At 60.9% G+C, this 26145-nt stretch carries 25 protein-coding genes and 1 pseudogene; 12 read left to right on the plus strand and 14 right to left on the minus strand.

What is annotated here, in order from left to right; translation table 11 throughout:
- A partial coding sequence (locus C8K61_RS16055; RefSeq protein WP_146174297.1) for an OprD family outer membrane porin occupies positions 1-299 on the minus strand: 299 nt, incomplete at its 3' end.
- A gap of 1609 nt (positions 300-1908) precedes the next feature.
- On the opposite strand from C8K61_RS16055, the pseudogene C8K61_RS27265 reads away from it, so the two are divergent.
- Positions 1909-2136 (plus strand): annotated as a pseudogene (locus C8K61_RS27265) (HAMP domain-containing protein); the annotation flags it as partial.
- A 15-nt stretch (positions 2137-2151) separates the two neighbouring features.
- Positions 2152-2997 carry a methyl-accepting chemotaxis protein gene (locus C8K61_RS27270; RefSeq protein WP_371920001.1) on the plus strand — a complete coding sequence of 282 codons (846 nt, stop codon included), beginning with the start codon at positions 2152-2154 and terminating at the stop codon, positions 2995-2997.
- A 92-nt stretch (positions 2998-3089) separates the two neighbouring features.
- Here the strand turns inward: C8K61_RS27270 and C8K61_RS16065 are convergent, their stop codons facing one another.
- The 3 genes from C8K61_RS16065 to C8K61_RS16075 form a co-directional block, all read right to left on the minus strand.
- A complete protein-coding gene (locus tag C8K61_RS16065; RefSeq protein ID WP_108097548.1) occupies positions 3090-4280 on the minus strand; it encodes a benzoate/H(+) symporter BenE family transporter in 1191 nt (396 codons plus the stop codon).
- Entirely contained in the window at positions 4281-4883 is a 603-nt protein-coding gene (locus tag C8K61_RS16070) for a LysE family translocator (RefSeq protein WP_108097547.1), read from the minus strand.
- Between the two features lie 119 nt (positions 4884-5002).
- Positions 5003-5452 carry a MarR family winged helix-turn-helix transcriptional regulator gene (locus tag C8K61_RS16075; RefSeq protein ID WP_108097546.1) on the minus strand — a complete coding sequence of 150 codons (450 nt, stop codon included), beginning with the start codon at positions 5450-5452 and terminating at the stop codon, positions 5003-5005.
- Between the two features lie 97 nt (positions 5453-5549).
- Here C8K61_RS16075 and C8K61_RS16080 point away from each other — a divergent pair, with 97 nt between their 5' ends.
- Together C8K61_RS16080 and C8K61_RS16085 are read left to right on the plus strand one after the other, a co-directional pair.
- Positions 5550-6716: a PLP-dependent aminotransferase family protein gene (locus C8K61_RS16080; protein WP_108097545.1), complete on the plus strand. Its 1167-nt coding sequence runs from the start codon at positions 5550-5552 to the stop codon at positions 6714-6716.
- Positions 6717-6749: 33 nt separating this feature from the next.
- On the plus strand, positions 6750-7352 hold the full coding sequence (locus C8K61_RS16085) for a glutathione S-transferase family protein (protein ID WP_108097544.1): 603 nt from the start codon (positions 6750-6752) through the stop codon (positions 7350-7352).
- 193 nt (positions 7353-7545) lie between these two features.
- Here the strand turns inward: C8K61_RS16085 and C8K61_RS16090 are convergent, their stop codons facing one another.
- Both C8K61_RS16090 and C8K61_RS16095 read right to left on the minus strand, forming a co-directional pair.
- Entirely contained in the window at positions 7546-8205 is a 660-nt protein-coding gene (locus tag C8K61_RS16090; RefSeq protein ID WP_108097543.1) for a YceH family protein, read from the minus strand.
- Positions 8206-8405: 200 nt separating this feature from the next.
- Complete coding sequence (locus tag C8K61_RS16095; RefSeq protein ID WP_108097542.1) at positions 8406-9104, minus strand: pirin family protein; 699 nt, start codon at positions 9102-9104, stop codon at positions 8406-8408.
- A gap of 534 nt (positions 9105-9638) precedes the next feature.
- On the opposite strand from C8K61_RS16095, the gene C8K61_RS16100 reads away from it, so the two are divergent.
- Positions 9639-10985: an OprO/OprP family phosphate-selective porin gene (locus C8K61_RS16100; RefSeq protein WP_108097541.1), complete on the plus strand. Its 1347-nt coding sequence runs from the start codon at positions 9639-9641 to the stop codon at positions 10983-10985.
- Positions 10986-11269: 284 nt separating this feature from the next.
- The gene (locus C8K61_RS16105) at positions 11270-12394 is read left to right on the plus strand and encodes a GNAT family N-acetyltransferase (RefSeq protein WP_108097540.1); all 1125 of its coding nucleotides are present in this window, start codon (positions 11270-11272) and stop codon (positions 12392-12394) included.
- A gap of 104 nt (positions 12395-12498) precedes the next feature.
- Here C8K61_RS16105 and C8K61_RS16110 read toward each other — a convergent pair whose 3' ends face one another.
- From C8K61_RS16110 to C8K61_RS16135, 6 genes are all read right to left on the minus strand, one after another.
- Positions 12499-12765 (minus strand): DUF2790 domain-containing protein, encoded by a 267-nt coding sequence (locus C8K61_RS16110; protein WP_108097539.1) that lies wholly within the window; start codon positions 12763-12765, stop codon positions 12499-12501.
- Between the two features lie 229 nt (positions 12766-12994).
- Positions 12995-13267 (minus strand): DUF2790 domain-containing protein, encoded by a 273-nt coding sequence (locus C8K61_RS16115; protein WP_108097538.1) that lies wholly within the window; start codon positions 13265-13267, stop codon positions 12995-12997.
- Positions 13268-13440: 173 nt separating this feature from the next.
- Entirely contained in the window at positions 13441-15270 is a 1830-nt protein-coding gene (locus C8K61_RS16120) for an ABC transporter ATP-binding protein (RefSeq protein WP_108097537.1), read from the minus strand.
- 151 nt (positions 15271-15421) lie between these two features.
- Positions 15422-15976 (minus strand): peptidylprolyl isomerase, encoded by a 555-nt coding sequence (locus C8K61_RS16125; RefSeq protein ID WP_108097536.1) that lies wholly within the window; start codon positions 15974-15976, stop codon positions 15422-15424.
- Positions 15977-16060: 84 nt separating this feature from the next.
- Complete coding sequence (locus C8K61_RS16130) at positions 16061-16849, minus strand: alpha/beta fold hydrolase (RefSeq protein ID WP_108097535.1); 789 nt, start codon at positions 16847-16849, stop codon at positions 16061-16063.
- A 24-nt stretch (positions 16850-16873) separates the two neighbouring features.
- Positions 16874-17800, minus strand: coding sequence for a LysR family transcriptional regulator (locus tag C8K61_RS16135; RefSeq protein WP_108097534.1), 927 nt, complete (start codon positions 17798-17800; stop codon positions 16874-16876).
- A gap of 47 nt (positions 17801-17847) precedes the next feature.
- Here C8K61_RS16135 and C8K61_RS16140 point away from each other — a divergent pair, with 47 nt between their 5' ends.
- From C8K61_RS16140 to C8K61_RS16160, 5 genes are all read left to right on the plus strand, one after another.
- On the plus strand, positions 17848-18177 hold the full coding sequence (locus C8K61_RS16140; RefSeq protein ID WP_108097533.1) for a 3-phosphoglycerate kinase: 330 nt from the start codon (positions 17848-17850) through the stop codon (positions 18175-18177).
- 147 nt (positions 18178-18324) lie between these two features.
- A complete protein-coding gene (locus tag C8K61_RS16145) occupies positions 18325-18924 on the plus strand; it encodes an FMN-dependent NADH-azoreductase (protein WP_108097532.1) in 600 nt (199 codons plus the stop codon).
- Positions 18925-19345: 421 nt separating this feature from the next.
- A complete protein-coding gene (locus C8K61_RS16150) occupies positions 19346-20014 on the plus strand; it encodes a GntR family transcriptional regulator (protein ID WP_108097531.1) in 669 nt (222 codons plus the stop codon).
- Between the two features lie 96 nt (positions 20015-20110).
- Positions 20111-21217: a polyamine ABC transporter substrate-binding protein gene (locus C8K61_RS16155; protein ID WP_178086464.1), complete on the plus strand. Its 1107-nt coding sequence runs from the start codon at positions 20111-20113 to the stop codon at positions 21215-21217.
- Between the two features lie 35 nt (positions 21218-21252).
- Positions 21253-22863, plus strand: coding sequence for a gamma-glutamyltransferase family protein (locus C8K61_RS16160; protein ID WP_108097530.1), 1611 nt, complete (start codon positions 21253-21255; stop codon positions 22861-22863).
- A gap of 166 nt (positions 22864-23029) precedes the next feature.
- Here the strand turns inward: C8K61_RS16160 and glpD are convergent, their stop codons facing one another.
- A complete protein-coding gene (gene glpD, locus C8K61_RS16165) occupies positions 23030-24556 on the minus strand; it encodes a glycerol-3-phosphate dehydrogenase (protein WP_108097529.1) in 1527 nt (508 codons plus the stop codon).
- A 175-nt stretch (positions 24557-24731) separates the two neighbouring features.
- On the minus strand, positions 24732-25490 hold the full coding sequence (locus tag C8K61_RS16170; RefSeq protein WP_108097528.1) for a DeoR/GlpR family DNA-binding transcription regulator: 759 nt from the start codon (positions 25488-25490) through the stop codon (positions 24732-24734).
- Positions 25491-25621: 131 nt separating this feature from the next.
- On the opposite strand from C8K61_RS16170, the gene ybaK reads away from it, so the two are divergent.
- Positions 25622-26092 (plus strand): Cys-tRNA(Pro) deacylase, encoded by a 471-nt coding sequence (gene ybaK / locus C8K61_RS16175; protein ID WP_108097527.1) that lies wholly within the window; start codon positions 25622-25624, stop codon positions 26090-26092.
- Positions 26093-26145: the final 53 nt, after the last annotated feature.

The following is a 26145-nucleotide window of genomic DNA, read 5'->3' on the forward strand; positions in this document are numbered from 1 at the left end:
CCATCGAGTTTCTGCGAGAAGGTGCCCAGTACGTCGACACCAAAGCCCACTACACCTGGGGTGTAGCCGGATTTCACATCAAGAATGAAGTTCTGTGTCCACTCTTCGGCCTTGTTCTGCGGGTTGGCCGCACTCGGGTAGGCCGGGTTGGTGAAGTTGCGGTTGAAGTAGGCGTTACGCAGGTTCAGCGTGGCCTTGGTGTCTTCGAGAAAGCCTTCGGCCTGGCTGATCATGGGCATGGCCAAAGCCATGCTGCCGGCGCCCAACAGGGCGAGAGATCGAGTGGTGCGGCGGGTCATTGTTGTTGTGCTCCCATTTTTTGAAAAAGCCGTTCCCCTGCGGGCCAAACCGTGGCCTGCATCTGTGGTGGAACCTGAATTGCCCCGTGCCAGGGCGTGAGACTTGAGCCGAAAAACGGCCAAGCTATTGCTGCGGGCTAGGGCTAGCCGTCAGCGAATTCGAAAGGGTGGGGTGGCCCGTGCGGGCGAACGAACGACCGGGCCGAGGGCTGGCGCGGTAGGGGACAGGCGTGCATGCGAGTCGTCATGGCGTGGTCCTGCTTTTATTGTTCTTGTTGTTATATGTTGTCGTACAACTGTGTCGGATTATCGACAGAGCCATTCGCCTTTGTCAATGCGCTGTTAGACGAAAGTGCTAGAGGAAAAATTTCGTTAGCTCAGTAACGACGCAGCTTTCAGCGAGGCTGGTAAGAGGCTTTTGTCGAGGCGGCAGGATTTTTCGGTGGCAAATAGAGATTTTCGTTGTGCGATGACTGTTGTCAGCAGCCTGTCAGCCAGCGGCCAGCCTGGTGCGCCGCCACGGGGCAGAGCCGCGCTGCGCGGGTGCTCGCCTCAGGCGCGAATAAACCCTTGGCGCCAGTTTTTTGTTCTGAAAACGACCCCGGCATAGCTATTTGCCATGCCTCTGGGTAAAGCCGCTTGTACATCGCCCCCGCGCGCCGCAACTTCGCACGAATCTTGAATAACCGTTCTGTCGTTGAGTATTCGATAGAGGACCGCTGTGATGATTTCGATGGTGCAACGCAGTTTCGCCAACCTGGGCATGGCCAAGAAGCTGGGCGGCGGATTTGGCCTGGTGCTGTTATTGACGGCGGTGGTGGCGGCGATTGGCGTGACCTCGTTGCAGGTGATCAGCCAACGTTTCGATGGCCTCAAGCAGATGTCGGCGATCAACAGCGCGGTGCTGCGGGTGCGTTTGGATGAGCAGGCGTTCTCCATCAGTGGCGATGCCAAGGCAGCCGACTCCCTGCGCAAAGGCGTGGAAGGCATTCTCGCCGCCACCGCCGCACTGAAACAGCAATCGCCCGCCAGCGCCCCGGCGATGGACGCCGTGGAACAGGCCCTGGGCAGCTACCGCACCTCGTTCGACCAGTTTGTCGAGTTGGCCCTGGCCAAGGACCTGGCGCTGGAAATGGCCAGCTGGTCGGTGACCAGCGTGGCCAACAACCTCGACCTGTTGCAGGCCGGCTTGGCCGATGACGGCGCCTATGAACTGAAAGACTCGCAAGGCCAGAACGGCGCCGAATTCATCGAGCAGGCCGGCCAGGTCAGCCAGGTTTCGCGCCTGATGCTGCAAGCCATGAACGAAGCCCATGTGCGCCTGGCGCAAAGCCGCAAGGCGGTAGAAGGCGAAGCGTTGGAGTCCTCCAAGATCGCCCAGGCGGACGATGCCCTGCAGCTGGCCGAAACCTTGAAAGGCAGCGTGAAAGATTCCGGCTACCTGACCGTGCTCAACGACGTCAGCACCAATATCACCACCTTCAGCGGCAAGCTGGCCGAATACACCGATCTGCTGGCCAAGGAGCGCGAGGTGTACACGCAGATGCGTGAACGCGCCGAGCAGGTAGTCAGCGAAGTGAACCAGGCCTATGCCGCCCAGGACGCGGCCATGCAGGCCGAACTGAAAGCCAACTCGGTGCTGATTCTCGGCTCCTCGGCTCTGGCGATTCTGGTCGGCTTGTGCGCGTCGTTGTTGATTACTCGCGGCATCGTCAAACCCCTGCAGAGTGTCATTCATATCGCCACGCGGATTGCCGAGGGCGATCTGAGTACGCAGATTGAGGTGCGTAGCAAGGACGAAGTCGGCCAACTGATGAGCGCCATGCAGCAGATGTCGGGCAGCCTCAGCAACATGGTCGGCAGCCTGCAGGCCGGGATCAATCAGATCGCCACCTCGGCGCGCTCGTTGTCGGCCGTCACCGAACAGACCAATGCCGAAGTGGCCAGCCAGAAAGAGGAAACCGAGCAGGTCGCCACCGCCATGAACCAGATGACCGCTACCGTGCACGACGTGGCGCGCAACGCCGAGGAAGCGGCCGGGGCGGCGGAGACGGCCGACTCGAAGGTCGCCAATGGCCAGAACGTGGTGCGCCAGACTATGGCGCGTATCGAGCAGCTGTCGGTTTCTTCCAGCTCCGCCAGCGCCAGCATTCAGAGCCTGAGCAGTGAAATCCACAACATCGTTTCGGTGCTCAGCGTGATCAAGAGCGTGGCCGAACAGACCAACCTGCTGGCGCTTAACGCCGCCATCGAAGCGGCACGTGCCGGTGAGCAGGGCAGGGGCTTTGCCGTGGTCGCCGATGAGGTGCGGGCATTGGCCAAGCGCACGCAACAGTCCACCGAAGAAATCGAGCGGCTGGTCAGCGCCCTGCAAAAAGGCGCGCAGAGTTCGGTCAGCCAGATTCAGAGCAGCACCGCCTTGGTGGAGCTCACAGTGAGCGATGCCCTGGAAACCGAAAGTGCTTTGGGCAGCATTGCTGCGGCGGTGTCGGTGATTCACCAGATGAACCAGCAGATTGCCGCCGCGGCAGAGCAGCAGAGCTCGGTGGCCGAAGAGATCAACCGCAGCGTGACCAACATTCGCAGCAGTGCGGATCAGTCATCGGTGGCGATGGAAGGCACGGCGGCGTCCAGTATTGAACTGGCGAGCTTGAGCCATGAATTGCAGGGGATGGTGGAGCATTTCCGCTTGGCGTGACGGCGGCACAACGCATAGCCCGTAGGCGCGGCTTCAGCCGCGATGCTCTTCAAGGTCAAAAGCATCGCGGCTAAAGCCCCTCCCACAAAAAACTAGGCCTTACGCCAGTTGAGGATCAGCAAGGTAAGCACCCCCGCCACAATCCCCCAGAATGCCGAGCCAATCGAAAACAGACTGAAGCCCGACGCGGTGACCATAAAGGTGATCAGCGCCGCTTCACGTTCCTTGGGCTCGGCCATGGCATTGGTCAGGCCGTTGATGATCGAGCCGAACAGCGCCAGGGCGGCAATCGACAGCACCAGCTCTTTCGGCAGTGCGGCAAACAGCGCCGCCAGGGTGGCGCCGAAAATCCCGGCGAAACCATAAAACACCCCACACCACATCGCCGCGGTGTAGCGCTTGCTGTGGTCCTCGTGGGCATGCGGGCCGGTGCAGATCGCGGCGCTGATGGCCGCCAGGTTGATGCCGTGGGAGCCGAACGGCGCCAGCAGCAGCGAGGCAATGCCGGTGACGCTGATCAGCGGCGAAGCCGGCACGCTGTAGCCGTCGGCACGCAGCACGGCGATGCCGGGCATGTTCTGTGAAGTCATCGCCACCACGAACAGCGGAATGCCAATGCTGATAGTCGCCGCCAGCGAGAAGCTTGGCGTGGTCCATACCGGCACCGCCACCTGCAGATGAAAGCCGCTGAAATCCAGCAAACCCATGAAACCGGCCAGCGCAGTGCCGACCAGCAATGCGGCGAGTACCGCGTAGCGCGGCTGCGCGCGTTTCACCAGCAGGTAGGTGAACAGCATCGCCAGCACCAGGCCGGTACGGTGCTGGGCGGCGACAAAAATCTCGCTGCCGATCTTGAACAGAATGCCGGCCAGCAAGGCCGCCGCCAGGGAACCCGGCAGGCGTTTGACCAGACGCTCGAAGCTGCCGGTAAGGCCGCAGATGATCACCAACACGGCGCAGGTGATATAGGCGCCAATCGCCTCGCCATAACTCACATGGCCGAGGCTGGTGATTAGCAGGGCAGCGCCCGGCGTCGACCAGGCTACGGTGATTGGCGTGCGGTAGCGCAGCGACAGGCCGATGCTGCAGATCGCCATGCCGATCGACAGCGCCCAGATCCACGAGGAGATTTGCGCGGTGGTCAGCCCGGCGGCTTGGCCGGCCTGGAACATCAGCACCAGGGAGCTGGTGTAGCCGGTCATCATCGCGATAAAGCCGGCGACTACTGCAGACGGCGAGCTATCGGCCAAAGGGCGCAGCGGTTGGGTGGTGGTGGCTTCCATTCACACGTCCTTGAAGATGGGGTAGAGCGAGGCGACTAGCAGCAGCGCCATGCTGATATTGAAGCAGCGCAGCGCACGCGGGTTGCGCAACCAGTTGCGCAGCAGGCTGCCGGCGGCGGTCCACACGCTCATGGTCGGGCAGTTGACCAGGGCGAACACGGCGGCGATCAGCAGCACGTTGACGACGAAGTTTTCCTGCGGGGCGAAGGTAGTGATGGCGCCGAGGGCCATGATCCAGGCCTTGGGGTTGATCCACTGGAATGCCACCGCCTGGAAGAAACCGAACGGCTTGCCGCGCTCGTCGCTATTGGCTTCCGGGGCGCCGGAGCGGGCAATTTTCCACGCCAGGTAGAGCAGGTAAATGGCGCCGACGTAGCGCAGCATGACGTACAACATGGGCACCTGTTCGAACACCTGGCCCAGGCCCAGACCGACCGCCAGCACCAACGACATCAGCCCGCAGCTGATGCCGAGCATGTGCGGCACGGTGCGGCGAATGCCGAAGTTCACCCCGGAGGCGAGCAGCATGGTGTTGTTCGGGCCGGGCGTCACCGAGGTGACAAAGGCGAAGGCGACAAAGGCAAGCAGCAGTTCGAGGCTCATGGTGTTCCACTCCAGATGAGCGCTCAGCCTAAGCGTGGCGGGGGTTGCCGTCCCAATACAGCAATTGGCGCAAACAGCCGTACAGTTTTACCAGTTCGTCTGTTTTGTACCGACTGTGCTTACTCGTCGGTCTGGATGGCCTGACGGGCCAGCGCCTGGTTCACCGCAAACCAGCCGTTTACCGCCTGCTCGCCGGTTTCATCGAAAGCGCGGCGCAGCAGCTTCACCTGCTCGCGGCGCAACGCGCCTTCCAGCTTGCCGCCCTCAGGGGTGAGGTAGAGCAGGCGTTTGCGTTTGTCGTCGGTGGCGGCATCGCTGTGCACCAGGTCCATTTCCAGCAACTGGCGTAGCGGCATATTCAGCGCCTGTTTGCTGACCCCAAGCACCGCCAGCAGCTCCTTCATGTTCATGCCTGGACTTCTGGCAATAAAAAACAGAATGCGCTGGTGCACCCGGCTCAGGCCACGGCGGGCGAGCATTTCATCGGCTTTGGCGGTGAACGCCTGGTAGCCAAAGAAAAACGCTTCCATGGCATTTTGCTGAGTGGTTGAGTTTTTAAGGTCAAGCATATTGACGTAGTTGTCCGTATCGTCGTAGTTTCGGTTTAATCGATTTCGGTCAACCAGTTTGACTTATTTTTCCCTGCCTTTGCTACCGGTGACTTGTATGGCCTTCTCCGAACGTATCAGCCGTCTTAAAAGCTCTTTGATCCGCGAAATTCTGGCTGCCGCCCAGCGTCCGGAAGTGATGTCGTTCGCCGGTGGCCTGCCAGCCGAGCCGATGCTGCCGAAAGTGGAGTGGGCCGACATGCCGCTGAGCATGGGCCAATACGGCATGAGCGAAGGCGAGCCGGCGCTGCGCGAAGCTATTGCCGCCGACGCGCGCTCGTTGGGTATCGACTGCGACGCCAGCCAGGTGCTGATCGTCAGCGGTTCGCAGCAGACCCTCGACCTGGCCTCGAAACTGTTTATCGATCCGGGCACCGAAATCCTTTTGGAAGCACCGACCTACCTGGCCGCGTTGCAATCATTCCAGCTGTTCGGCGCCGATTGCCTTAGCGTGCCGCAAGAGGCCGACGGCCCACAGCTGGACGCTTTGCGTCAGCGTCTGGAGCAACACAAACCAGCCTTCGCCTACCTGATCCCGACCTTCCAGAACCCGTCGGCCGTGCGTTACAGCGAAGCCAAGCGCGACGCCGTAGCGGCCTTGCTCGACGAGTTCGGCGTGACCCTGATCGAAGACGAACCCTACCGCGAACTGGTGTTCGATGCCGGCAGCGCCACACCGATTGTCAGCCGCCTGAAAAAGGCCAGCTGGATCTACACCGGCACCGTGTCGAAAACCCTGCTGCCGGGTCTGCGCGTGGGCTTTTTGATCGCGACTCCCGACCTGTTCCCGCACCTGCTGCGTCTGAAGCAATCGGCCGACCTGCACACCAACCGCGTGGGCCAATGGCAGGCGCTGCAATGGCTGGGCACTGAGAAGTACAAGTCGCACCTGGCCGAGCTGCGTGACTTCTACCGCGTTCGTCGCGACGCCATGCAAGTGGCCCTGGAAGAGCACTTTGCTGATCTGGCCGACTGGAATGTGCCGCAGGGCGGCTTGTTCTTCTGGCTGACCCTCAAGCAGCCGCTGGACACCCGCACCCTGCTGGACGCAGCGCTGAAAGAGAACGTGGCGTTTATGCCCGGCGAGCCGTTCTTCGCCCAGCCGGAAGACAACCCCGGCTACCTGCGCTTGAACTTCAGCCATATCTCCCCGGATCGACTGGGTGAGGGCCTGTCGCGTCTGGCCAACGTAATTCGTCAGGCTCAGCTCGAAAAGGCTGCTTAAGTTAGAGATCACTGCGCACTACAGGAGGTTGCTATGTACAAGGTTTACGGCGATTACCTCTCCGGCAACTGCTACAAGGTCAAATTGATGCTGCACCTGCTCGGCAAAGAGTCGAAGTGGGTGCCGGTGGACATTCTCAAGGGCGAAACCCAGACCCCGGAATTTCTCGCCATGAACCCCAACGGCAAGATCCCGGTGCTTCAGTTCGAAGACGGCACCTGCCTGTGGGAGTCCAATGCGATTCTGAATTTCCTCGCCGACGGCAGCGAGTTCCTGCCCACCGAGCCGCGCCTGCGTACCCAGGTGCTGCAGTGGCAGTTTTTCGAGCAGTACAGCCATGAGCCGTACATTGCCGTGGCGCGCTTTATCAAGCTGTACCAGGGCTTGCCGGAAGAACGCCAGGCCGAGTACGAAGCCACCCGCAAGGGCGGCTACAAGGCGCTGAAGGTGATGGAGCAGCAATTGAAGCTCACCAACTACCTGGTGGGCGATCATTACTCCATCGCTGATATCGCCTTGTATGCGTACACCCATGTGGCGCATGAAGGCGGTTTTGATCTGGAACCGTACCCGGCGGTACGGGCCTGGCTTGAGCGGGTGGCGAGCCATCCGAAGCATGTGGGGATGTTGGATTGATCCATAAAAAAACCGGCCTTGAGCCGGTTTTTTTGGTTCTGAAGATCAAAGGCCCCTCACCCCCGCCCTCTCCCAGAGGGCGAGGGGGCCGAACGAGTAAATGGCGGCGACCTAAATCTATTCCCCTCTCCCGCTTGCGGGAGAGGGGCTAGGGGTGAGGGTCGGGGCTCACTCTGTCGTCCCAGGTGTGTGATTAGCCGTTCGCTTCTTCCAGCTTCGCCAACCGCGCTTCCAGTTGGGCGATGCGCTCTTCCAACTCATCAATCCGCGATTGCGAAGGCGCCGGCCCGTCGCTGCTGCGCCCGCTACTGGCAATCGCCGCCGCCAACTCTTCCGGGCTGGCCAGCAGGTGCATATAGCGGTCTTCCCGCTGTCCGGCCTGACGTGGCACCTGCACGGCCAGGCCGCGCGTGGCCAGGCGTTCGAGCTGGTGTTGCAGCGCGGCGGTGTCGTCGAAGTCGTGCATGCGGTTGCTGCGGGTCAGCAGTTCGTTGAGGGTTTGCGGGCCGCGTAACAGCAACAGGCAGAGCAGGATCACCTGGGCTGGCACCAACTCCAGGGCCTTGTCGACGCGGTGTTCCCAGCGGTCGGCGCGGCTGCCCATCACCAGGCGCGCCATGCCACGCCCTTCGAGGGCGCGCAGGGCTTGGGCGACCTGGCCTTGGGTGAGGTTCATCACCGGCTCGCGGCTGGTCTTCTGGTTGCAGGCCAGCACCAGCGCATTGAGGGTCAGTGGGTAGCTTTCCGGGGTGGTGGCCTGTTTCTCCACCAGGCAGCCGAGCACGCGCGCTTCGGTGCTGGTTAGCGGCTCGATGGCGGCGGCGGTGTCGACGGATGGGGTGTCTTGGCTCATGGCGGCAGCTCCGGCGGAAAAAGAGCCGTAGCCTAGCCTGAGATGGGCTGGCTGCACATGGGTTTTGTTGTTTCCAGGGAACGCGGCTGAAGCCGCTTCTACAGACGTGCGCAATCTGTAGGAGGGGCTTCAGTCGCGATGCTTTTCAGGCAAAAAAAAGCAGCCCGAAGGCTGCCTTTTCTACTGCGTGACGCGGGCGATCAGGCTACATCCACCAGGATGATTTCCGCATCCTCGACGGCGTTGAACACCAACACATCTTCACCACTCACCGCGATACCGTCGCGGGCGTTGGCTTGCACGCCGTTGACGCTGATCACGCCACTGGCTGCAACCAGATACGCCTTGCGGTCGCTGCCCAGGCGGTACTCGGTCTGCTGACCGGCCTTCAGGGTGGCGGCGCTCAAGCGGGCGTCGGCACGGATGTGCAGGGCGTCGCTGTCGGCTTTGTCACCGCTGGCCAGGGTTACGAAGGCACCGGCCCGTTCGCCTTTCGGGAACGGCTTGGCACCCCACGCTGGCGGCGCGTTGAACTCGGTGGGCTGAATCCAGATCTGGAAGATCTTGGTAGTTTCATCCTCGAGGTTGTACTCGCTGTGGGCGATGCCGGTACCGGCACTCATTACCTGCACGTCACCAGCTTCGGTACGGCCCTGATTGCCCAGGTTGTCCTGGTGGGTAATAGCCCCTTCACGAACGTAGGTGATGATTTCCATGTCCCGGTGCGGATGGCGGGGGAAGCCGCTTTGTGGCGCGATTTCGTCGTCGTTCCACACGCGCAGTTGGCCCCAGTTCATCCGTTTCGGGTCGTAGTACTCGGCAAACGAGAAGTGGTGGCGAGCATTCAGCCAGCCGTGGTTGGCCCCACCCATCTGCTCAAAAGGTCGACGTTCGATCATGATTTGTGTCCTCCGTTGGTTAGCCAGATGGCGCTCGTTGGGCCTGCCCAGCGCCGCAAGGCGCCAGCCAGGCGGGGGATGCCGCTGGTGTTGGAGGCAATGATCTATCGATTTGATTTCGGTTAATAGCGCAAAAAATGCCCTTTCATAATCGAATTATTAGATTTGTTGCTGAGGCGCATTTATCGCGTTTTCTCCTGCAAAACCGTCCAGATTGGCCATGACGAACGTAAGCCATTGGCTTGAATCCGCTCCGTATCCGGCTGACCAGCGGTTGTCATGTTCCCGCTTTGTGACAGCAATGTTTTGCCCGTGGTCATCCTTTCAGATGCTGGCAGGGTGCCAGAAAAATGCCTGTAAGCGCCGTCCTAGAGCGTCTGGATGGTTATTCCTATTCGAAGTAAAAAAGTTCCTTTGTCATAAAACATTTATATAAAAGCAACTGAGCTGAAATAACCCCCCGCCAGTATTCCCCCCAGCACAAACGAGCCAGCCGCTCGGGTGTATTTCAAAGACCAATAGGGGAATTCTTCGATGATCCGTAAGCACTTCGCCGGTATTGCCGCCAGCGCCCTGGCCCTGGCCATTTCCGCCCAGGCTTTCGCCGGTACCGTTACTACTGACGGCGCTGACATCGTTGTAAAAACTAAAGGTGGCCTTGAAGTGGCTACTACTGACAAGTCGTTCGGTTTCAAAATCGGCGGCCGTCTGCAAGCTGACTACAGCCAGTTCGATGGCATCTACACCAAGAACGGCGATAGCGCTGACGCTGCTTACTTCCGTCGTGCGTTCCTGGAGTTCTCCGGTATCGCGTTCAGCGACTGGTTGTACAACATCAACTATGACTTCTCGCACAACTCCGGTTCTGCCGATGACGGTTACTTCGACGAAGCGTCGATCAGCTACATCGGTTTCAACCCGGCTGTGATCAAAGTAGGTCGTTTCGACCCAGAGTTCGGCCTGGAAAAAGCCACCAGCTCCAAGTGGGTAACCGCTCCTGAGCGTAACGCCTTCTACGACATCATCGACTGGGCTAACGGCCACCAGAACGGCATGGGTGCTCAGGTTTCCAGCACCTTCGGCGACTCGTTCTATGTATCGGCTGGCGCGTTTGCCAAAGACAACAACGACACCGATGGCGACAGCAACAAGCAGGCTAACCTGCGTGGCGTGTTCGCTCCGCTGCACGACGCTGGCAACGTGCTGCACTTCGGTTTCAGCGCCGCTCGCCGTGACGTTTCCGACTCGGCTGTTGACGCGCAATTCCGCAGCCGTCTGGGCATGCGTGGCGTAGCCACTACCGGTGGTAACGATGCGGGTACGAACGGCAACCGTGTCGTGTTCGCTGGCCAAAGCAACACCACCACTGGCTTGTACGACAATGACACCGCGTTGGGTCTGGAAGCTGCCTGGGCAATGGGTCCGTTCTCCCTGCAGGGCGAATACATGACCCGTGAGTTGAAGGCTGACACCAACAACGCGCTGTACCAGGACGTCGAAGCCAAAGGCGGCTACGTGCAAGTGGCCTACACCCTGACCGGTGAAGCTCGCGGCTACAAACTCGGCAAGTTCGATGCCCTCAAGCCTGCCAACAACCAGATCGGTGCGTGGGAAGTGTTCTACCGCTTCGACAGCATCTCGGTTGATGACGACAGCACCCGTACTCCTGCTCAGACCGTAACCCTGGATTCCGGCGACCGTGATGCCAAAGTCCACAACCTGGGTGTGAACTGGTACGCCAACGAAGCGGTAAAAATCAGCGCCACCTACGTCAAGGCGTCGGTTGATGGCGTGACCAACGCCACCGGCACCACTGCTGCCTCGCGCACCGGTGACGACGACGGCGACGGTTTCATCGTTCGCGCTCAATACGCGTTCTAAGTTGTAGCTATACGCAATAAAGGTTCTGCTCCTTTCTTAGCCCCGCCTCGTGCGGGGCTTTTTTATCGTGTTTGGCGGCGATCGGCTGCGCGTCGGCGATGCTGCGTTAAAAACCGCTTTGCAATGCTCATGGGCACCAGCCCACTGCGCTTGAAAACCGGTTTTTGCCTTGCCTCACTCTAGCTCGCTCGATCTAGGAGGCGGGTGGTCGGGCCAGGTAGGCAGACGCATCCTGAACCTGCCGTTATGATGTCCCGGCCGTCTAGCTCGCCATGGATACGCCAATGCCTGTGCAGATTCTCGACTCGTTGTCCGCTGTTTCCGCCTCTGCCTGGGATGCCTTGCTGCCGGAGTCGCAGCCGTTTCTTCGTCATGCGTTTCTCTCGGCTCTGGAAGACAGCGGCAGCATTGGAGGCCGTAGCGGTTGGCAGGCCTCGCACCGGGTCTGGCTGAGTGAGCAGGGCCAGTTGCAGGCGGCGTTGCCGGCCTATCTGAAAAGCCATTCCTATGGCGAATACGTGTTTGACCATGGCTGGGCAGACGCCAGCCAGCGTGCCGGTATTCGGTATTACCCCAAGCTGCTCGGCGCAGTGCCGTTCTCGCCAGTGACCGGGCCGCGCTTGCTGGGGCTGCCCGACAGCGCTTCGCAGTTACTCAACGAATTGACCGATGGGTTGCCCGGCCAGGGGCTGTCCAGCCTGCATATCAACTTCACCGACGAACTGGCCAGTGCCTTGCTCGATGGCCGCGAGAATTGGTTGCAGCGTCTGGGTTGTCAGTTCCATTGGCGTAACCGCGGTTACCGCGACTTTGCCGACTTCCTCGACGTCTTGGCCTCACGCAAACGCAAGCAGATGCGCAAGGAGCGTGAGCAGGTGGCGGGGCAGGGCATCGGTTTCGAGTGGCGCGAAGGTGCTCAGTTAAGCGAGGCCGAGTGGGATTTTGTCTACGCCTGCTACGCCAACACCTATGCGGTGCGGGGGCAGATGCCGTACCTCACACGAACCTTCTTCAGCCTGCTGGCCGAACGGATGCCCGAGGCGATTCGCGTGGTGTTTGCCATTCAAGGTTCACGGCCGGTGGCCATGGCCTTTAGCCTGGTGGGTGGCGATAGTTTGTATGGGCGTTACTGGGGTTGCCTGGCGGAGTTCGATCGCCTGCATTTCGAGACCTGTTTCTACCAGGGCATGGACTATGCGATCAGCCAGGGGTTGCAGCGTTTTGATGCCGGTGCCCAGGGCGAGCACAAGTTGATTCGCGGATTTGAGCCGGTGATTACCCAGTCCTGGCATTACCTCTGCCACCCGGGGTTGCGGGATGCGGTGGCGGATTTTCTGCAGGATGAGCGGGAAGGGATTCGAGCGTATGCCGAAGAGGCAAAGACGCTGTTGCCGTTTCGCCAGGACTAGTTGAGGGCTGTAGCGGGATCAAAAGCATCGCGGCTGAAGCACCTCCCACAAGGATCACCGTGGTTTGGGGGGAGTGGTTCAGCCGAGATTGTAAGCGGTTGAGCTCAGCTGTTCTGCGCGCGGCCGCCCCATTCCTGGTACTTCAGTTTGTGCACTTCACCCAGGCTGTCTTCGTAAACCACGATGACGGGAACGACGCCGGTTTTGCCGGAGTTGTCGGTACGGTGCAGCACCTTGGCCACGTCGACCTTCATACCGTAGTGGTATTTCTCAGTGGGCAGGCCAGCACCTGGAGTAGGGTTCAGGTCGTCGGCAAATACGCTCGGGGCAAACCCGGAGAGAACGGCGGTAACCAGTGACGCTATTTTCATGATGGTCTTTCCTCAACGGTCGGGGGTCGAATGAAAGCGGCAACTGAAACCTTCTGAAGGGCAATGAAGGCTTGGATTGAAGCTCTCTGGTGCGACAAGTTGTCGCGGTTCGAGACTAGGGTTAATTCCAATAGGAAGCAAGCTATCTTTAGTGGCAGATGCCCATTCTTGAGCTGTCGCTCGCCGCTGCTGGTCTCTTTATCGGTTGAAACCAGCAGTGGCGAGGCGATCAGCTGTGGTCATCGGCGCCGCCCAGTTCCAGGTATTTCACTTTTTGCACACGGCCCTGGCTGTCTTCGTAAACCATGGTGACGGGCACTACACCGGCCACGTTGGATACGTCGGTCAGCGAAAGCACTTTTTTCACGTCCAGCTGCATGCCGTATTCGTATTGCACGGTAGGGATGTCGGCGGCTTTGGCGTTGCTGGATTGAGCACTCTGGGCAAACGCGAAAGGTGCGCTGGCGATCAGAGCAAATGCGGCAATTGCGGCGGTTTTCATGATGGTGGTCCTCGATAGCGGGTTGGTGTGGCTATCTGACCAGTTGCGGCGCTGTGGGAGAAATCGATGCTGGTTGTAATACAGATCACTGATATCGATATTGTTAGCAGGCTATCTAATTTTGCGGTGCAGTGGGTTAGATAGAAAGCATCGCGGCCTCAGCCGCGATGCCCTTAATCAATACCAACAAACCCACCCGTTTGGTGATGCCACAGCCGCGCATACAGTCCTTTCTGCGCCAGCAGCTGAGAGTGCGTGCCGCTTTCGGCAATCCGGCCTTTATCCAGCACCACCAGGCGGTCCATTCGGGCGATGGTGGACAGCCGGTGGGCGATGGCGATTACGGTTTTTCCTTGCATCAGGCTGTCGAGGCTTTCCTGGATAGCGGCTTCCACCTCCGAGTCCAGCGCCGAGGTGGCCTCGTCGAGAATCAGGATTGGCGCGTCTTTGAGCAGCACGCGGGCAATGGCGATGCGCTGGCGCTGACCGCCGGAAAGTTTTACTCCGCGCTCACCGACGTGGGCATCAAAACCCAATCGGCCCTGGGCGTCGGAGAGCTCCGGAATGAACTCGCTGGCGCGCGCCTTGCGTACCGCTTCCCAGAGCTCGGCGTCAGTGGCGTCGGGCTTGCCGTACAAGAGGTTGTCGCGGATCGAGCGGTGCAGCAGGGAGGTGTCCTGGGTAACCATGCCGATGCGTTCGCGCAGGGTTTCCTGGGCGACTTCGGCGATGTTCTGGCCATCAATCAGAATCTCGCCGCCTTCGATGTCATACAGGCGTAGCAACAGGTTGACCAGGGTGGATTTGCCCGCGCCAGACGGGCCGATCAAACCAATTTTTTCGCCTGCGGCAATTTCCAGATCCAGCCCGCCAATCACGCCGCCACCCTTGCCGTAGTGGAAGCTGACATTGCGCATGCTCACCGCACCTTGCGGTACCTGCAGGCGCGGCGCCTGGGCGATGTCGAGCACGTTGCGCGGCTGGGCGATGGTCTGCATGCCGTCCTGCACGGTGCCGATGTTTTCGAAAATGCCGGTGACCACCCACATGATCCAGCCGGACATATTGATCAGGCGGATCACCAGGCCGGTGGCCAGGGCAATCGCGCCGACCGAGATCAAGCCCTGGCTCCACAGCCACAGCGCCAGCCCGGTGGTGCCGGCGATCAGCGCACCGTTCATGCTGGTGATCACCATGTCCATCAAGGTGACCACGCGGCCGGCCATCTGCGTGGTGACGTTCTGTTCCTGCAAGGCTTCGCGGGCGTAGTTCTGCTCGAAGTTGGTGTGGGCGAACAGTTTCAGGGTGGCGATATTGGTGTAGCCGTCGACGATGCGGCCCATCAGTTTCGACCGAGATTCCGAGGCGATTACCGAACGTTCCTTCACCCGCGGTACGAAGTACACCAGCGAGGCGATGTAGCAGGCGATCCACGCCAACAGCGGCAACATCAGGCGCCAGTCGGCTTCGGCGAACAGCACCAGGCTGCTGATGGCATAAATAAGTACATGCCAGAGCGCGTCCACGGCTTGCACGGCGGAGTCGCGCAGGGAGTTGCCGGTTTGCATGATGCGCTGGGCAATGCGCCCGGCGAAGTCGTTCTGGAAAAACCCCAGGCTCTGCTTGAGCACATAGCTGTGGTTTTGCCAGCGGATCAGGTTGGTGAGGCTAGGGCTGATTGTCTGGTGCACCAACAGGCCATGCAGGCCGTTGAACAGCGGCCGCAGCAGCAGGGTGACGGCGGCCATCCACAGCAGGGCGGTGCCGTGCTGGCGGAAAAATTCTGCGGGGGGCGTGCTTTGCGCCCAGTCGACGATATCGCCGAGAAAACTGAACAGCGCCACTTCGATCAGCGCGACGATCAGACCCACCACCATCAAGGCGACGAAACTTGGCCAGGCCTGACGCAGGAAGTAGATATAGAAGCGCCACACATCGGTGGGCGGTGCTTCGCTCGGAGCGGGGCGGAAGATATCGATCAGTTGCTCAAAACGGCGATACATCGCAAACCTCTCTGGAAAGCTGCTGCGCTCGGTTAGGCGGCGTTAAAAACAGGCTCACTATGCTCATTGGCTACAGCCAACTCCGCTAGTTCACCTGTTTTTGCCTTGCCTAACCGTCGCTCGCTACGCTTTCACGTCCTGCAACTACCGATTACAGACGCTTGGCGGCCAGAATCAGCACGGGCGTATTCGGCACGTCGCTCATGCCGGCATAGCGGCCGGTTGGCACTTGGGAAATCTTGTCGACGATGTCCATGCCTTTCACCACCTTGCCGAATACCGCGTAGCCGAAGTCGCGGCCGCCGTGGTCGAGGAAGGCGTTGTCTTTCTGGTTGATGAAGAACTGGCTGGTGGCCGAGTCGACTACGCCGGTACGGGCCATGGCCAGGGTGCCACGCACGTTATGCAGGCCGTTGTCAGCTTCGTTCTTGATCGGCGATGCGGTGTTCTTCTGGCGCATGTCGGTGTCGAAACCGCCGCCCTGAATCATGAAGCCCGGAATCACCCGGTGAAACACGGTCTTGCTGTAGAAACCCTTGTCGACGTAAGCGAGGAAGTTGGCGGTGCTGATTGGCGCCTTGGCGTCTTCCAGTTCGACTTCGATGTCACCGAGGCTGGTGGTGATCAGTACATGGGTGTTTTCGGCAGCAAACAGATGGCCGGCAAACAATACGGAGCAGGCGAAGAGGGTGGCTTTTTTCAACATGGAGATGGACCTGGTTATGGGGTTTTATTGGTATGGATTGCGGTTACTGATGGAGGTGCAGCGCATCGTTTAAGGCCGGGGAGTTTAACCGTCTACCTCGGCCAGGAATGCCAACAACTGGGCATTGAAGAACTCGGGTTGATCCATGGGCGTGGCGTGGCGAGAGTCTTCGACCACCAGCAGGCGGGCGTTGGGCAGCTCCTCGACATACGCCTGTTTGACCGCCACCGGGGTATAGTCGTGGTCAGCCGTAACCACCAGCGTAGGACAGGTAATGCGCGCCAGTCGTTCCCGCACGCCCCAGCCGATGATGGCGTCGAGGCTGGCGAGGTAGGCGCGTTTGTCGTTCATTGGCCAGCGCCGTTCCACCTTCAGGCGCAGCTCCACCTGTTCGGCTTTGGGGAACAGCAGCCGACCGAGTTTCTTGCCGATCACCTCCAGGCTGAGCAGGCGTGACAGGGTCCAGCGCTGCGCCACCATCAGGGCGTCCTTGGGGCGTTTGATCTTCACTTCCGGGCCGCTGTTGACGATGGTCAGGCTCTTCAGCAGGTGCGGGTAATCCACCGCCACCTGAAAGCCAATCATGCCGCCCATGGAAATGCCCACCAGGTGTACCGGCGGCAGATTCAGGTGTTCGATCAGCGCCGCGACGTCTTCGGCAAAGCCGGCGATGCTGTATTTCTCCCGCGGTTTGTCGGAGCGGCCATGGCCGCGCACGTCCAGGCTGATCACTCGGTAGTGCTTACTCAGCTCCGGCACCTGGTACTCCCAGTCCAGCGTGCTGGAGCCCAGGCCGTGCACCAGAATCAGGGGCTTGCCGGTGCCGTACTCTTCGTAGTGCAGCTGGCATTCATCGTGGTCGAAATACGGCATGGGCGCCTCCTGGCAAGGGTTGGATCAGCTGTGCATGGCGGGTGCGGCAAACGGTGCATCCAGAGGCGCGGCGTCGAAGTTGCGCAGCAGTTCGATGAGAATCTGCGTGGCCGGGCCCAGGGGTTTGTCCTTGTTGGTATAGAGGAAGAAGGTCGGGTGACGGCTGCCACCACGGTCCAGCGGCAGTTCTTTAAGCACGCCTTCGCGCAGCTCGCGCTCGATCAAGTGGCGTGGCAACCAGGCGAAACCCAGGCCGCTGGCGACGAAGGTGGCGGCGGTGGCCAGGCTGCCGAGGGTCCAGCGCTGCTCGGCGCCGAGCCAGCCAACGTCGCGCGGTTGCTGGCGGCCGGAGTCGCGGATCACCACCTGCATGTGCGATTCCAGGTCGTGGAAACTGATTTCCCGTTGCAGACGGTGCAGGGCGTGTTCGGGATGGGCGACGGCGACGAACTCCACCGGGTTCATTTCCGAGCCGAGATAACCAGGCACGTTGAACCCGCAAATTGCCAGGTCGGCAATGCCGTCTTTAAGCACCTCTTCCACCCCGGACAACACCTCTTCGCGCAAGCGCACCCGGCAGCCGCGGCTTTGCGGCATAAAGGCGGTGAGGGCGCGCACCAGGCGCGCGGTGGGGTAGGCGGCGTCTACCACCAGACGTACTTCGGCTTCCCAGCCTTGTTCCATATGGTGGGCGAGGTCTTCCAGTTGGCTGGCGTTTTTCACCAGTTGTCGCGAGCGGCGCAGCAGTACGTCACCGGCTTCGGTGAGCACCGCCTTGCGTCCGTCGATGCGCAGCAACGGCACGCCGAGTTGCTCCTGCATGCGCGCCACGGTGTAGCTCACCGACGATTGCGAGCGGTGCAACGCTTCGGCCGCCTGGGCGAAACCACCATGGTCGACCACCGCTTGCAGGGTTCGCCATTGATCCAGGGTTACCCGGGGCGCTTTCATCCTCGCATCCTCTTGTCCTAAGCTGGGCTCCCGATTGGAGTCCAATAATGAAAAAAATCGTCTCTGCCGTCCTGCTTGCGCTGCCCTTGAGTGCCTTCTCCCTGAGTGCCCTGGCATTCCCCATCGAACTGGAAAAAACCATGAATGGCGCCGAGGTGTCGGCATCGACCCAGGAAGTCGACTTCAATATGGGCGCCGTCCAGCTGTACAACTATGGGCAGGCCGCTGCCGAATGTTCGGCGGTATTTCGCAACGGGCCGGAAGCGCCGCGTACCCGCAAGGTCACCCTGCAGCCGGGTAAAGACGCGCTGCTGACCGGCCGTTTCACGGCCCAGGTGATCAAGATGCGGATCAAAGTGACCTGCAAACCGGTGTGAGGCGAAAGCCTAGAGTTTGCTCGGGGATAAATCAAATTAATAGATGGTTTGCAGCGGTTTTTTCCGCTTTTTAATCAATATCTGTGCCCGTAGTCTTACTCCATCAACGCACAACGCACAACGCACAACGCAGATGGAGTCAGTCTCATGTCCCAGGTCTTGGTTATCGAAAGCAGCGCCCGCAAACAGGGCTCGGTATCGCGCGAACTCACCGCGCAATTCATCGCTCAGTGGCAAGCCGCTCACCCTGGCGACACGATCACTGTGCGTGACCTCGCCGTGGACCAGGTGCCACACCTGGACATGGACCTGCTCGGTGGCTGGATGACCCCAGCCGAGCAGCAAAGCGACGGGGAAAAAGCCGCGCTGGCTCGCTCCAACACCCTGACCAACGAACTGCTGGCCGCCGATGTGCTGGTGCTGGCGGCACCGATGTACAACTTCACCATCCCCAGCACCCTGAAGTCCTGGCTCGACCACGTGCTGCGTGCTGGCGTCACCTTCAAATACACCGACACCGGCCCACAAGGCCTGCTCACTGGCAAGCGCGCCTATGTGCTGACCTCGCGTGGCGGCATCTACGCCGGCAGCAGTTCCGATCACCAGGAACCCTACCTGCGTCAGGCTCTGGGTTTTATCGGGATTCACGACGTCAGCTTTATCCACGCCGAGGGTTTGAACCTGGGTGGCGAATTTATGGAAAAAGGCTTGAATCAGGCGAAGGCGCAGTTGGCGCAAGTGGCTTGAGGTTGTAGATGATTCATTGATGCTCCTCCCTTCACACCCCCGCTCCTGGGTGTATCGGCCCGACAGATTCCCCATCTGTCGGGCATTTTTTTGCGTGCAATTAATCGATCGGCTGCGCGTCGGCATGGCTGCGTTAAAAGAACTAAACCGTAGCTCTTTCGGCTAACTCGGTCCGCCCCCTCTGCCCGCCTGCGGGAGAGGGCTGGGGAGAGGGTTTTGCTCCGCAAAGTGTGCGCAGAGGTAACAAAGCCGCACCGAGATGTGGCGATCCGTGCCGGTTTGATCCCCCTCGCCGCTAACCTGATCTCTGACTAACTCTTTTAAAAACAAAATGATAAGTAATTCCAGCTGCCCCTGGCCCATATCTTGCTAATTTGCATCTATGGATAATTGGATCCAAAAATCCAGAAGGAGAGCGTTGATGCATCTGGTCCCTACCTACGCCGAGCGCCAGCCGATGACTGCCGAAGAGGAGGCCTACAGCTTTCTGCTCGGCGCCATCTGCAAAGGCCAGTACCGTACCGGCGACCGTCTGATCGCCGAGGAAATCGCCACCGAGATCGGCATGAGCCGCATGCCGGTGCGTGAGGCGTTTCGCCGGCTGGCGGCGGAAGGGTTGGTGACCTTGCGGCCCAACCGCGGGGCGGTGGTCAGCGGCTTGAACATCGACGAGATGCATGAAGTGTTCGAGATGCGCAGCGCCCTCGAGGGCCTGGCCCTGCGGGTGGCAGTGCCGAAGATCAGCGAGCGCCAGTTGAACAAGCTCGAGCGCCTGCTCGATGAAATGGATGAGTGCCGCGACGACAGCGCCGAGTGGGTCAGCCGCCATCGCGTGTTTCACCAATACCTGTGCAGTCTCAGCGAGCGGCCGCGGCTGATGCGCCAGATCAGCGCGCTGTATTCGGTGATCGAGCCGCACATGCGCCTGTGGCTGCAGCACGTGGAAAAACCTATGAGCGCCCGCGAGGAACACAGCGTGATCCTCGATGCCATTCGCACCGGCGATGCGCACAGGGCCGAAAGCGTGTTGCGCGAACACATTGAAGGCACTGTGCCTGAGCTGGTGCGCTTTCTTGAAACGGGCGTCTGACCCGTCACCGCGTTGTTTGAGTACTGCCAGTCGACCGCACCATCCTCGTCCGCGCGCCGCTATCGGCCGCGTTCTCTGACCACAAGGATCTTCAGCATGGGCTTGCGCATTTCCGTTTCACGCACACTGCTGGGCGCGTTCTGCGCCCTGGCCATTCTGCCGGCTACTCAGGCCGCCGAGCAGCCGATCCGTTTCTACAACTGGTCCGATTACATCGGCCCGGACACCCTGAAGAACTTCGAAAAAGACGGCGGCGCGCCGGTGCAATACGACGTCTTCGACACCAATGAAATGCTCGAAGCGAAACTGCTCTCCGGCCACTCCGGTTACGACCTGGTGGTGCCGTCCAGCCAGTTTCTGCCCAAGCAGATTCGCGCCGGCGCCTACCAGCCGTTGCAGCGTGAATTACTGCCCAACTGGAAGCACCTCGACCCGCGTCTGATGGCCCGCCTGGAAGCCGCAGACCCCGGCAACAAATACGCCGTGCCGTATATGTGGGGCACCTTGGGCATTGGCTACAACGTGGAGAAAATTCGCGCGGCCCTGGGCGCCGACGCGCCAGTGGATTCCTGGGCGCTGGTGTTCGACCCGGCCAACCTGGCCAAGCTCAAAGGCTGCGGCGTGGCCTTCCTCGATGCGCCGGTGAAAATCATTCCCCAGGCCATGCACTACATGGGCATGGACCCCAACAGCAGCAACCCGGAAGACTACAAAAAGGCCTCCGCGTTGCTGCAGAAGTTGCGCCCGTCGGTGACCTATTTCAGCTCCTCGAAATACACCGCCGACCTCGCCAACGGCGATATCTGCGTGGCCATCGGTTACTCCGGCGATGTGATGCAGGCGCAAACCCGCGCCAAGGAAGCCGGCAAGAACATCGACATCCGTTACGTGATTCCCAAGGAAGGCGCCAACCTGTGGTTCGACATGATCGCCATTCCCAAGGACTCCACCAATCCGGCTGGCGCCCATGCCCTGATCAACTACTTGTTGCGCCCGGAAGTGATTGCTCCTGTCAGTGATTACGTCGGCTACGCCAACCCCAACAAGGACGCCACCGCCTTGCTTAGCCCCGAAGTGCGCGACAACCCCGGCATTTACCCCAGCGATGCGGTGATCGCCAAACTGTTCGTTTCTGCCGACCTGCCGCCGGCGATCCAGCGGGTGATCACCCGCGAGTGGTCGCGGATCAAGTCTGGCCAATAAGCGCACGTCAGTTTTTACTTTTGCGAGTTCTGCCCATGTTGAAATTTTCTGCCCATGAGTACCCCTACGGCTCCCAGCGCCAGAGCGTGTTCGCCCGCCGCGGCATGGTCGCCGCCTCACAGCCGCTGGCGGCGGAGGCGGGCATCGAAATGCTCCGGCAGGGCGGCAACGCCATCGACGCCGCCATCGCCACAGCGGCGGCGTTGACGGTGGTCGAGCCGACAGGTTGCGGTATCGGTGGCGACGCCTTTGCCCTGGTGTGGGTGAAGAACCAACTGCACGGTCTGGATGCCAGCGGCCATGCGCCACAGGCGCTGAGCATCGAGGCCATGCAGGCGGCGGGGCACAGCAAGATGCCGGTTTATGGCTGGGCACCGGTGACGGTGCCGGGCTGTCCGGCGGCCTGGGCAGAGCTTTCCCGGCGTTTTGGTCGCCTGCCATTTGCGGCGTTGCTGCAGCCGGCCATCGGCCTGGCAACTGACGGGTTTCCGGTGTCGCCGGTGGTCGCTCACCAATGGCAGACGGCATTGGAGGAATACACGCCCGAGCGCCAACCGCTGCTCGAAGAGTGGTTCTCCACCTTTCTCATCGATGGCCGTGCACCGCAGGCCGGCGAGCTGTTTCGCAACCCGGCGCAGGCTGAAACCCTGGCCGAACTGGCTGCCACCCAGTGTGAAAGTTTCTACCGTGGCAGCATCGCCCAGCGCCTGGCGGCGCATGCCGAAGCCACCGGCGGTTACTTGCGCGCCGGTGATCTGAATGACTACCGGCCAAAATGGGTGGAGCCCATCAGCGTTAACTACCGTGGCGTTGATGTCTGGGAAATCCCCCCGAGCGGTCAGGGCCTGATTGCTCTGATGGCGCTGAAGATTCTCGAAGGTTTCCAGTTCGATCAGCGCGACAGCCAGCTCACCTGGCACCGCCAGCTGGAAGCCATGAAACTGGCCTACAGCGACGGCCTGCACCACATCACCGACCCCGAGCAGATGCGCGTAGCGGTGGAGCAGTTGCTCAGCTCCGGTTACCTGGACAGCCGCCGCGCGCAGATTGGTGAGCGCGCCCAGCCGCCGCAGCCTGGCGACCCGCATGCCAGTGGCACTGTGTACCTGGCCACTGCGGACGCCGAGGGCAATATGGTGTCGTTTATCCAGAGCTGCTACCACGGCTTCGGCTCTGGCGTGGTGTTACCGGACAGCGGCATTGCGCTGCAGAACCGCGGCTCGGAATTCAGCCTCGACCCCGGCCACGCCAACAGCCTGGCGCCGGGCAAGCAGACCTTCCACACCATCATTCCCGGTTTCCTCAGCAAAGACGGCGAGGCGCTGGGGCCGTTCGGCGTGATGGGCGGCTACATGCAACCGCAAGGGCATGTGCAGATGGTGATGAATCTGGTGGACTTCGGCCTCAACCCGCAGGCCGCCCTGGATGCCCCGCGCTGGCAGTGGCTGGGGGACATGCAGGTAGGAATCGAGCAGGAAGCGTCCCGCGACCTGGCATTTGCCCTGGCACGGCGCGGGCATCAGATCGAAGTGGCGTGTGACCGAACCGACTATGGGCGCGGGCAGATCATCCTGCGCAACGCGCAAACCGGTGTGCTGTGTGGCGGCACCGAACCGCGTGCCGACTCGCATATCGCCGTCTACTAAGCCGGATCAAAAATCGCGCCCTTCACCTCGCTCAAGATCGAGCGAGCTAGAGAGAGCGGGGCAAGGCGAAAGCCGCCCCGCCGACGCACAGCCGATCGATGGGTAACACCCATAAAAAAGCCCCGCAGAGCGGGGCAGAGGTCTTGCTAGCACACACAGATTCAGTTCACGCCGCGTTGACTCCCTGCGGGCTTTGCAGATACGTACTCAAGCGCGCCTGCTGACCCGGGGTCATGAACAGGCCCAGCTTGCTGCGGCGCCAGAGAATATCGGCGGCATCGCGGGCCCATTCCTCGCGGCACAGGTAATCCACTTCGCGGGCATACAGGCCGGCACCCATATGTTCGCCCAGGTCTTCCAGCGAGTTGGCGCCTTGCACAATATTGAAGCTGCGGCTGCCATAGGTGCTGGCCCAGCGGCGGGCGACCTGGGTCGGCAGCCAGCCGTACTGGTTGCACAGGGCTTCCACCAAGGCACTGCGGCTGCTCATCTGCTCGCCACCGGGCAGCGGCGCAGTGGCGGTCCAGCTTGCCTGCATCTTGCTGAAGAACGGTGCCAGTTGGCCCATGGCCGATTCGGCGAGCTTGCGGTAGGTGGTCAGCTTGCCGCCGAACACCGACAGCAGCGGCGCCTCGCCAGGGTGGGCGGACAGCGCCAGTGTGTAGTCGCGGGTGACGGCGGAGGGATCATCCGACTCGTCGTCACATAGCGGCCGCACGCCGGAGTACGTGTGCAGGATGTCCGCCTGGCTGATCGACTGCTTGAAGTGGGCGTTGACCACGTCCAGCAGGTACTGGGTTTCTTCGGCACTGATCGCTACCTGAGCGGGGTCGCCCTGATATTCGCGGTCGGTGGTGCCGATCAGGGTGAAGCGTTCCAGGTAAGGAATGGCAAACACGATGCGGCGGTCTTCGTTCTGCAGGATGTACGCCTGCTCACCGTCGAACAAACGCGGCACGACGATATGGCTGCCCTGGATCAGGCGAATGCCATAGGGCGATTTCTGTTGCAGATCGTCTTTGATGAAGCGCGCCACCCACGGCCCGGCGGCGTTTACCAAGGCATGCGCGCGAATCGAATAGAGGCTGCCGTCGGCGCGTTCCAGGTGGATATGCCACAGGCCTTTGCTGCGCCGGGCGCTGACGCAGCGGGTACGGGTGTGGATGTGCGCGCCTTTTTCGCGGGCGGCCATGGCGTTAAGCACCACCAGGCGGGCGTCATCGACCCAGCAATCGGAGTATTCGAAACCGCGGCTGATTTCCGCTTTCAGCGGGCTGCCGGCACCAAAACGCACGCCGTGCGAGCCGGGCAGTTTTTCCCGTTTGCCGAGGTGGTCGTAGAGAAACAGGCCGGCACGAATCATCCACGCCGGGCGCAGGTGCGGGCGGTGGGGAAGAATAAAACGCATGGGTTTGACGATATGCGGCGCCTTGGCCAGCAGCACCTCACGCTCGGCGAGTGCTTCGCGGACCAGGCGGAATTCGTAGTGTTCGAGGTAGCGCAGGCCGCCATGGATCAGCTTGCTGCTGGCGGACGAGGTGTGTTGCGCGAGGTCGTCTTTTTCGCAAAGGAACACCGACAGGCCACGCCCGGCCGCATCGGCAGCAATCCCCACACCATTGATACCGCCGCCGACCACAGCCACGTCATAGATTTCCGCAACCGTGCTGGTGGGGTTCTGCTTTGCGTGCATGGCCGGCCTCTGAAGTCGAAAGTGAACGTTCTAATGTTCGATTTCGAAAATGGTAGCCGAATGTTTTGCTACTGGCCAGCCATGCGAGTCATTCAGTCGCCGAGCGGTCGATTCTTTTGATGGGTAGGGCAAATACCGAGAGCGGCGGTATCCGCTGCTCTCGGAGCGGGCGGCGTCAGACCAGTTTTAGCTGAACTTTATGCTGGGCCAGCAGGCGGGCGAGGGCGGGCGACGGCGCGCGGTCGGTGAACAGCTGGTTGACCAGGCCGACCGAGCCCAGGCGCACCACGGCGTTGCGGCCGAACTTGCTTGAGTCGGCGGCCAGCAGCACTTGGCGGGCGTTTTCAATGATGGCTTGGGACACCCGCACTTCCTGGTAATCGAAGTCGAGCAGGCTGCCGTCGTCGTCGATGCCGCTGATGCCCATCAGGGCGAAATCGACTTTGAATTGCTGGATGAAATCCACCGCCGTCTGGCCGACGATGCCACCGTCGCTGCGCACCGTGCCGCCGGCCACCAGCACTTCGAAATCGGCCTTATCGCTGAGCTGTGCGGCCACGTGCAGGTTGTTGGTGATCACCTTCAAGCCACGGTGGTTGAGCAGGGCGCGGGCGATGGCTTCGGTGGTGGTGCCGATGTTGATGAACACCGAGGCGTGATCCGGTACCTGAGCGGCGATGGCCTCGGCGATGCGTTGTTTTTCATCACGCATCAGCCCGGCGCGCATGGTGTAGGCAGTGTTCTGGGTGCTCGAGGCTTCGCTGGCGGCGCCGCCGTGGGTACGACGCAACAGGCCTTGTTCGGCCAGTTGGTTGATGTCGCGGCGAATGGTTTGCGGGGTCACGGCAAAGGCCTGCGCCAGCTCGTCGATGCTGACGTAACCGCGTTCGCGGGCGAGGTCGAGAATGTCTTGCTGCCGGGGCGCCAGGGTCATGGGGGCTTCCTTGTTTTGCGCGGCATTATAAGCAACTTGCGTGACGATCAGGGCACGCGGGTCGCGCTCGACTTTTGCCAGGCCTGCCTCTAAGGTACGCGAACTTTGTCTGATTATTTTCACATTCGAACATGACCCCAGCCATCGACCTGTTGAAAAAAGCCCGAGCCGAGCACCGGGTGCTGAGTTACAGCCACGACCCAAAGGCCGCGTCCTACGGCTTGGAGGCAGCGGAAAAGCTCGGGTTGGACCCGGCACGCGTTTTCAAAACCCTGCTGGCGGCCAGTGAAAAAGGCGAGCTGTTGGTGGCGGTGGTGCCGGTGGCAGGAACTCTGGATCTCAAAGCCCTGGCCCACGCCGCCGGGGTGAAGAAAGCCGATATGGCCGACCCGGCAGCGGCGCAACGTTCCACCGGTTACCTGCTTGGCGGTATCAGCCCGCTGGGCCAGAAAAAGCGCTTGCGCACCTTTATCGATGAAAGCGCCAAACAGTTTCCCACCATTCACGTGAGCGCTGGCCGTCGCGGCCTGGAAGTGGAGCTGGCGGCCGAGGTGCTGGCCACCCATTGCCAGGGTTCCTTCGCGTCGATTGGCCGCGAATAAACAAGCAGGTTCGCCGCTGGCGATGTCCTAACGAAAAATAACAAGGAAGCGCA

The organism is Pseudomonas sp. GV071 (assembly GCF_003050835.1).
GTDB lineage: Bacteria > Pseudomonadota > Gammaproteobacteria > Pseudomonadales > Pseudomonadaceae > Aquipseudomonas.

Coding starts and splice junctions, on each gene's coding strand:
- C8K61_RS27270 (WP_371920001.1), top strand. CDS start 2,152: ATGGTCGGCAGCCTGCAGGCCGGGATCAATCAGATCGCCACCTCGGCG.
- C8K61_RS16065 (WP_108097548.1), bottom strand. CDS start 4,280: ATGGAAGCCACCACCACCCAACCGCTGCGCCCTTTGGCCGATAGCTCG.
- C8K61_RS16070 (WP_108097547.1), bottom strand. CDS start 4,883: ATGAGCCTCGAACTGCTGCTTGCCTTTGTCGCCTTCGCCTTTGTCACC.
- C8K61_RS16075 (WP_108097546.1), bottom strand. CDS start 5,452: ATGCTTGACCTTAAAAACTCAACCACTCAGCAAAATGCCATGGAAGCG.
- C8K61_RS16080 (WP_108097545.1), top strand. CDS start 5,550: ATGGCCTTCTCCGAACGTATCAGCCGTCTTAAAAGCTCTTTGATCCGC.
- C8K61_RS16085 (WP_108097544.1), top strand. CDS start 6,750: ATGTACAAGGTTTACGGCGATTACCTCTCCGGCAACTGCTACAAGGTC.
- C8K61_RS16090 (WP_108097543.1), bottom strand. CDS start 8,205: ATGAGCCAAGACACCCCATCCGTCGACACCGCCGCCGCCATCGAGCCG.
- C8K61_RS16095 (WP_108097542.1), bottom strand. CDS start 9,104: ATGATCGAACGTCGACCTTTTGAGCAGATGGGTGGGGCCAACCACGGC.
- C8K61_RS16100 (WP_108097541.1), top strand. CDS start 9,639: ATGATCCGTAAGCACTTCGCCGGTATTGCCGCCAGCGCCCTGGCCCTG.
- C8K61_RS16105 (WP_108097540.1), top strand. CDS start 11,270: ATGCCTGTGCAGATTCTCGACTCGTTGTCCGCTGTTTCCGCCTCTGCC.
- C8K61_RS16110 (WP_108097539.1), bottom strand. CDS start 12,765: ATGAAAATAGCGTCACTGGTTACCGCCGTTCTCTCCGGGTTTGCCCCG.
- C8K61_RS16115 (WP_108097538.1), bottom strand. CDS start 13,267: ATGAAAACCGCCGCAATTGCCGCATTTGCTCTGATCGCCAGCGCACCT.
- C8K61_RS16120 (WP_108097537.1), bottom strand. CDS start 15,270: ATGTATCGCCGTTTTGAGCAACTGATCGATATCTTCCGCCCCGCTCCG.
- C8K61_RS16125 (WP_108097536.1), bottom strand. CDS start 15,976: ATGTTGAAAAAAGCCACCCTCTTCGCCTGCTCCGTATTGTTTGCCGGC.
- C8K61_RS16130 (WP_108097535.1), bottom strand. CDS start 16,849: ATGCCGTATTTCGACCACGATGAATGCCAGCTGCACTACGAAGAGTAC.
- C8K61_RS16135 (WP_108097534.1), bottom strand. CDS start 17,800: ATGAAAGCGCCCCGGGTAACCCTGGATCAATGGCGAACCCTGCAAGCG.
- C8K61_RS16140 (WP_108097533.1), top strand. CDS start 17,848: ATGAAAAAAATCGTCTCTGCCGTCCTGCTTGCGCTGCCCTTGAGTGCC.
- C8K61_RS16145 (WP_108097532.1), top strand. CDS start 18,325: ATGTCCCAGGTCTTGGTTATCGAAAGCAGCGCCCGCAAACAGGGCTCG.
- C8K61_RS16150 (WP_108097531.1), top strand. CDS start 19,346: ATGCATCTGGTCCCTACCTACGCCGAGCGCCAGCCGATGACTGCCGAA.
- C8K61_RS16155 (WP_178086464.1), top strand. CDS start 20,111: ATGGGCTTGCGCATTTCCGTTTCACGCACACTGCTGGGCGCGTTCTGC.
- C8K61_RS16160 (WP_108097530.1), top strand. CDS start 21,253: ATGTTGAAATTTTCTGCCCATGAGTACCCCTACGGCTCCCAGCGCCAG.
- glpD (WP_108097529.1), bottom strand. CDS start 24,556: ATGCACGCAAAGCAGAACCCCACCAGCACGGTTGCGGAAATCTATGAC.
- C8K61_RS16170 (WP_108097528.1), bottom strand. CDS start 25,490: ATGACCCTGGCGCCCCGGCAGCAAGACATTCTCGACCTCGCCCGCGAA.
- ybaK (WP_108097527.1), top strand. CDS start 25,622: ATGACCCCAGCCATCGACCTGTTGAAAAAAGCCCGAGCCGAGCACCGG.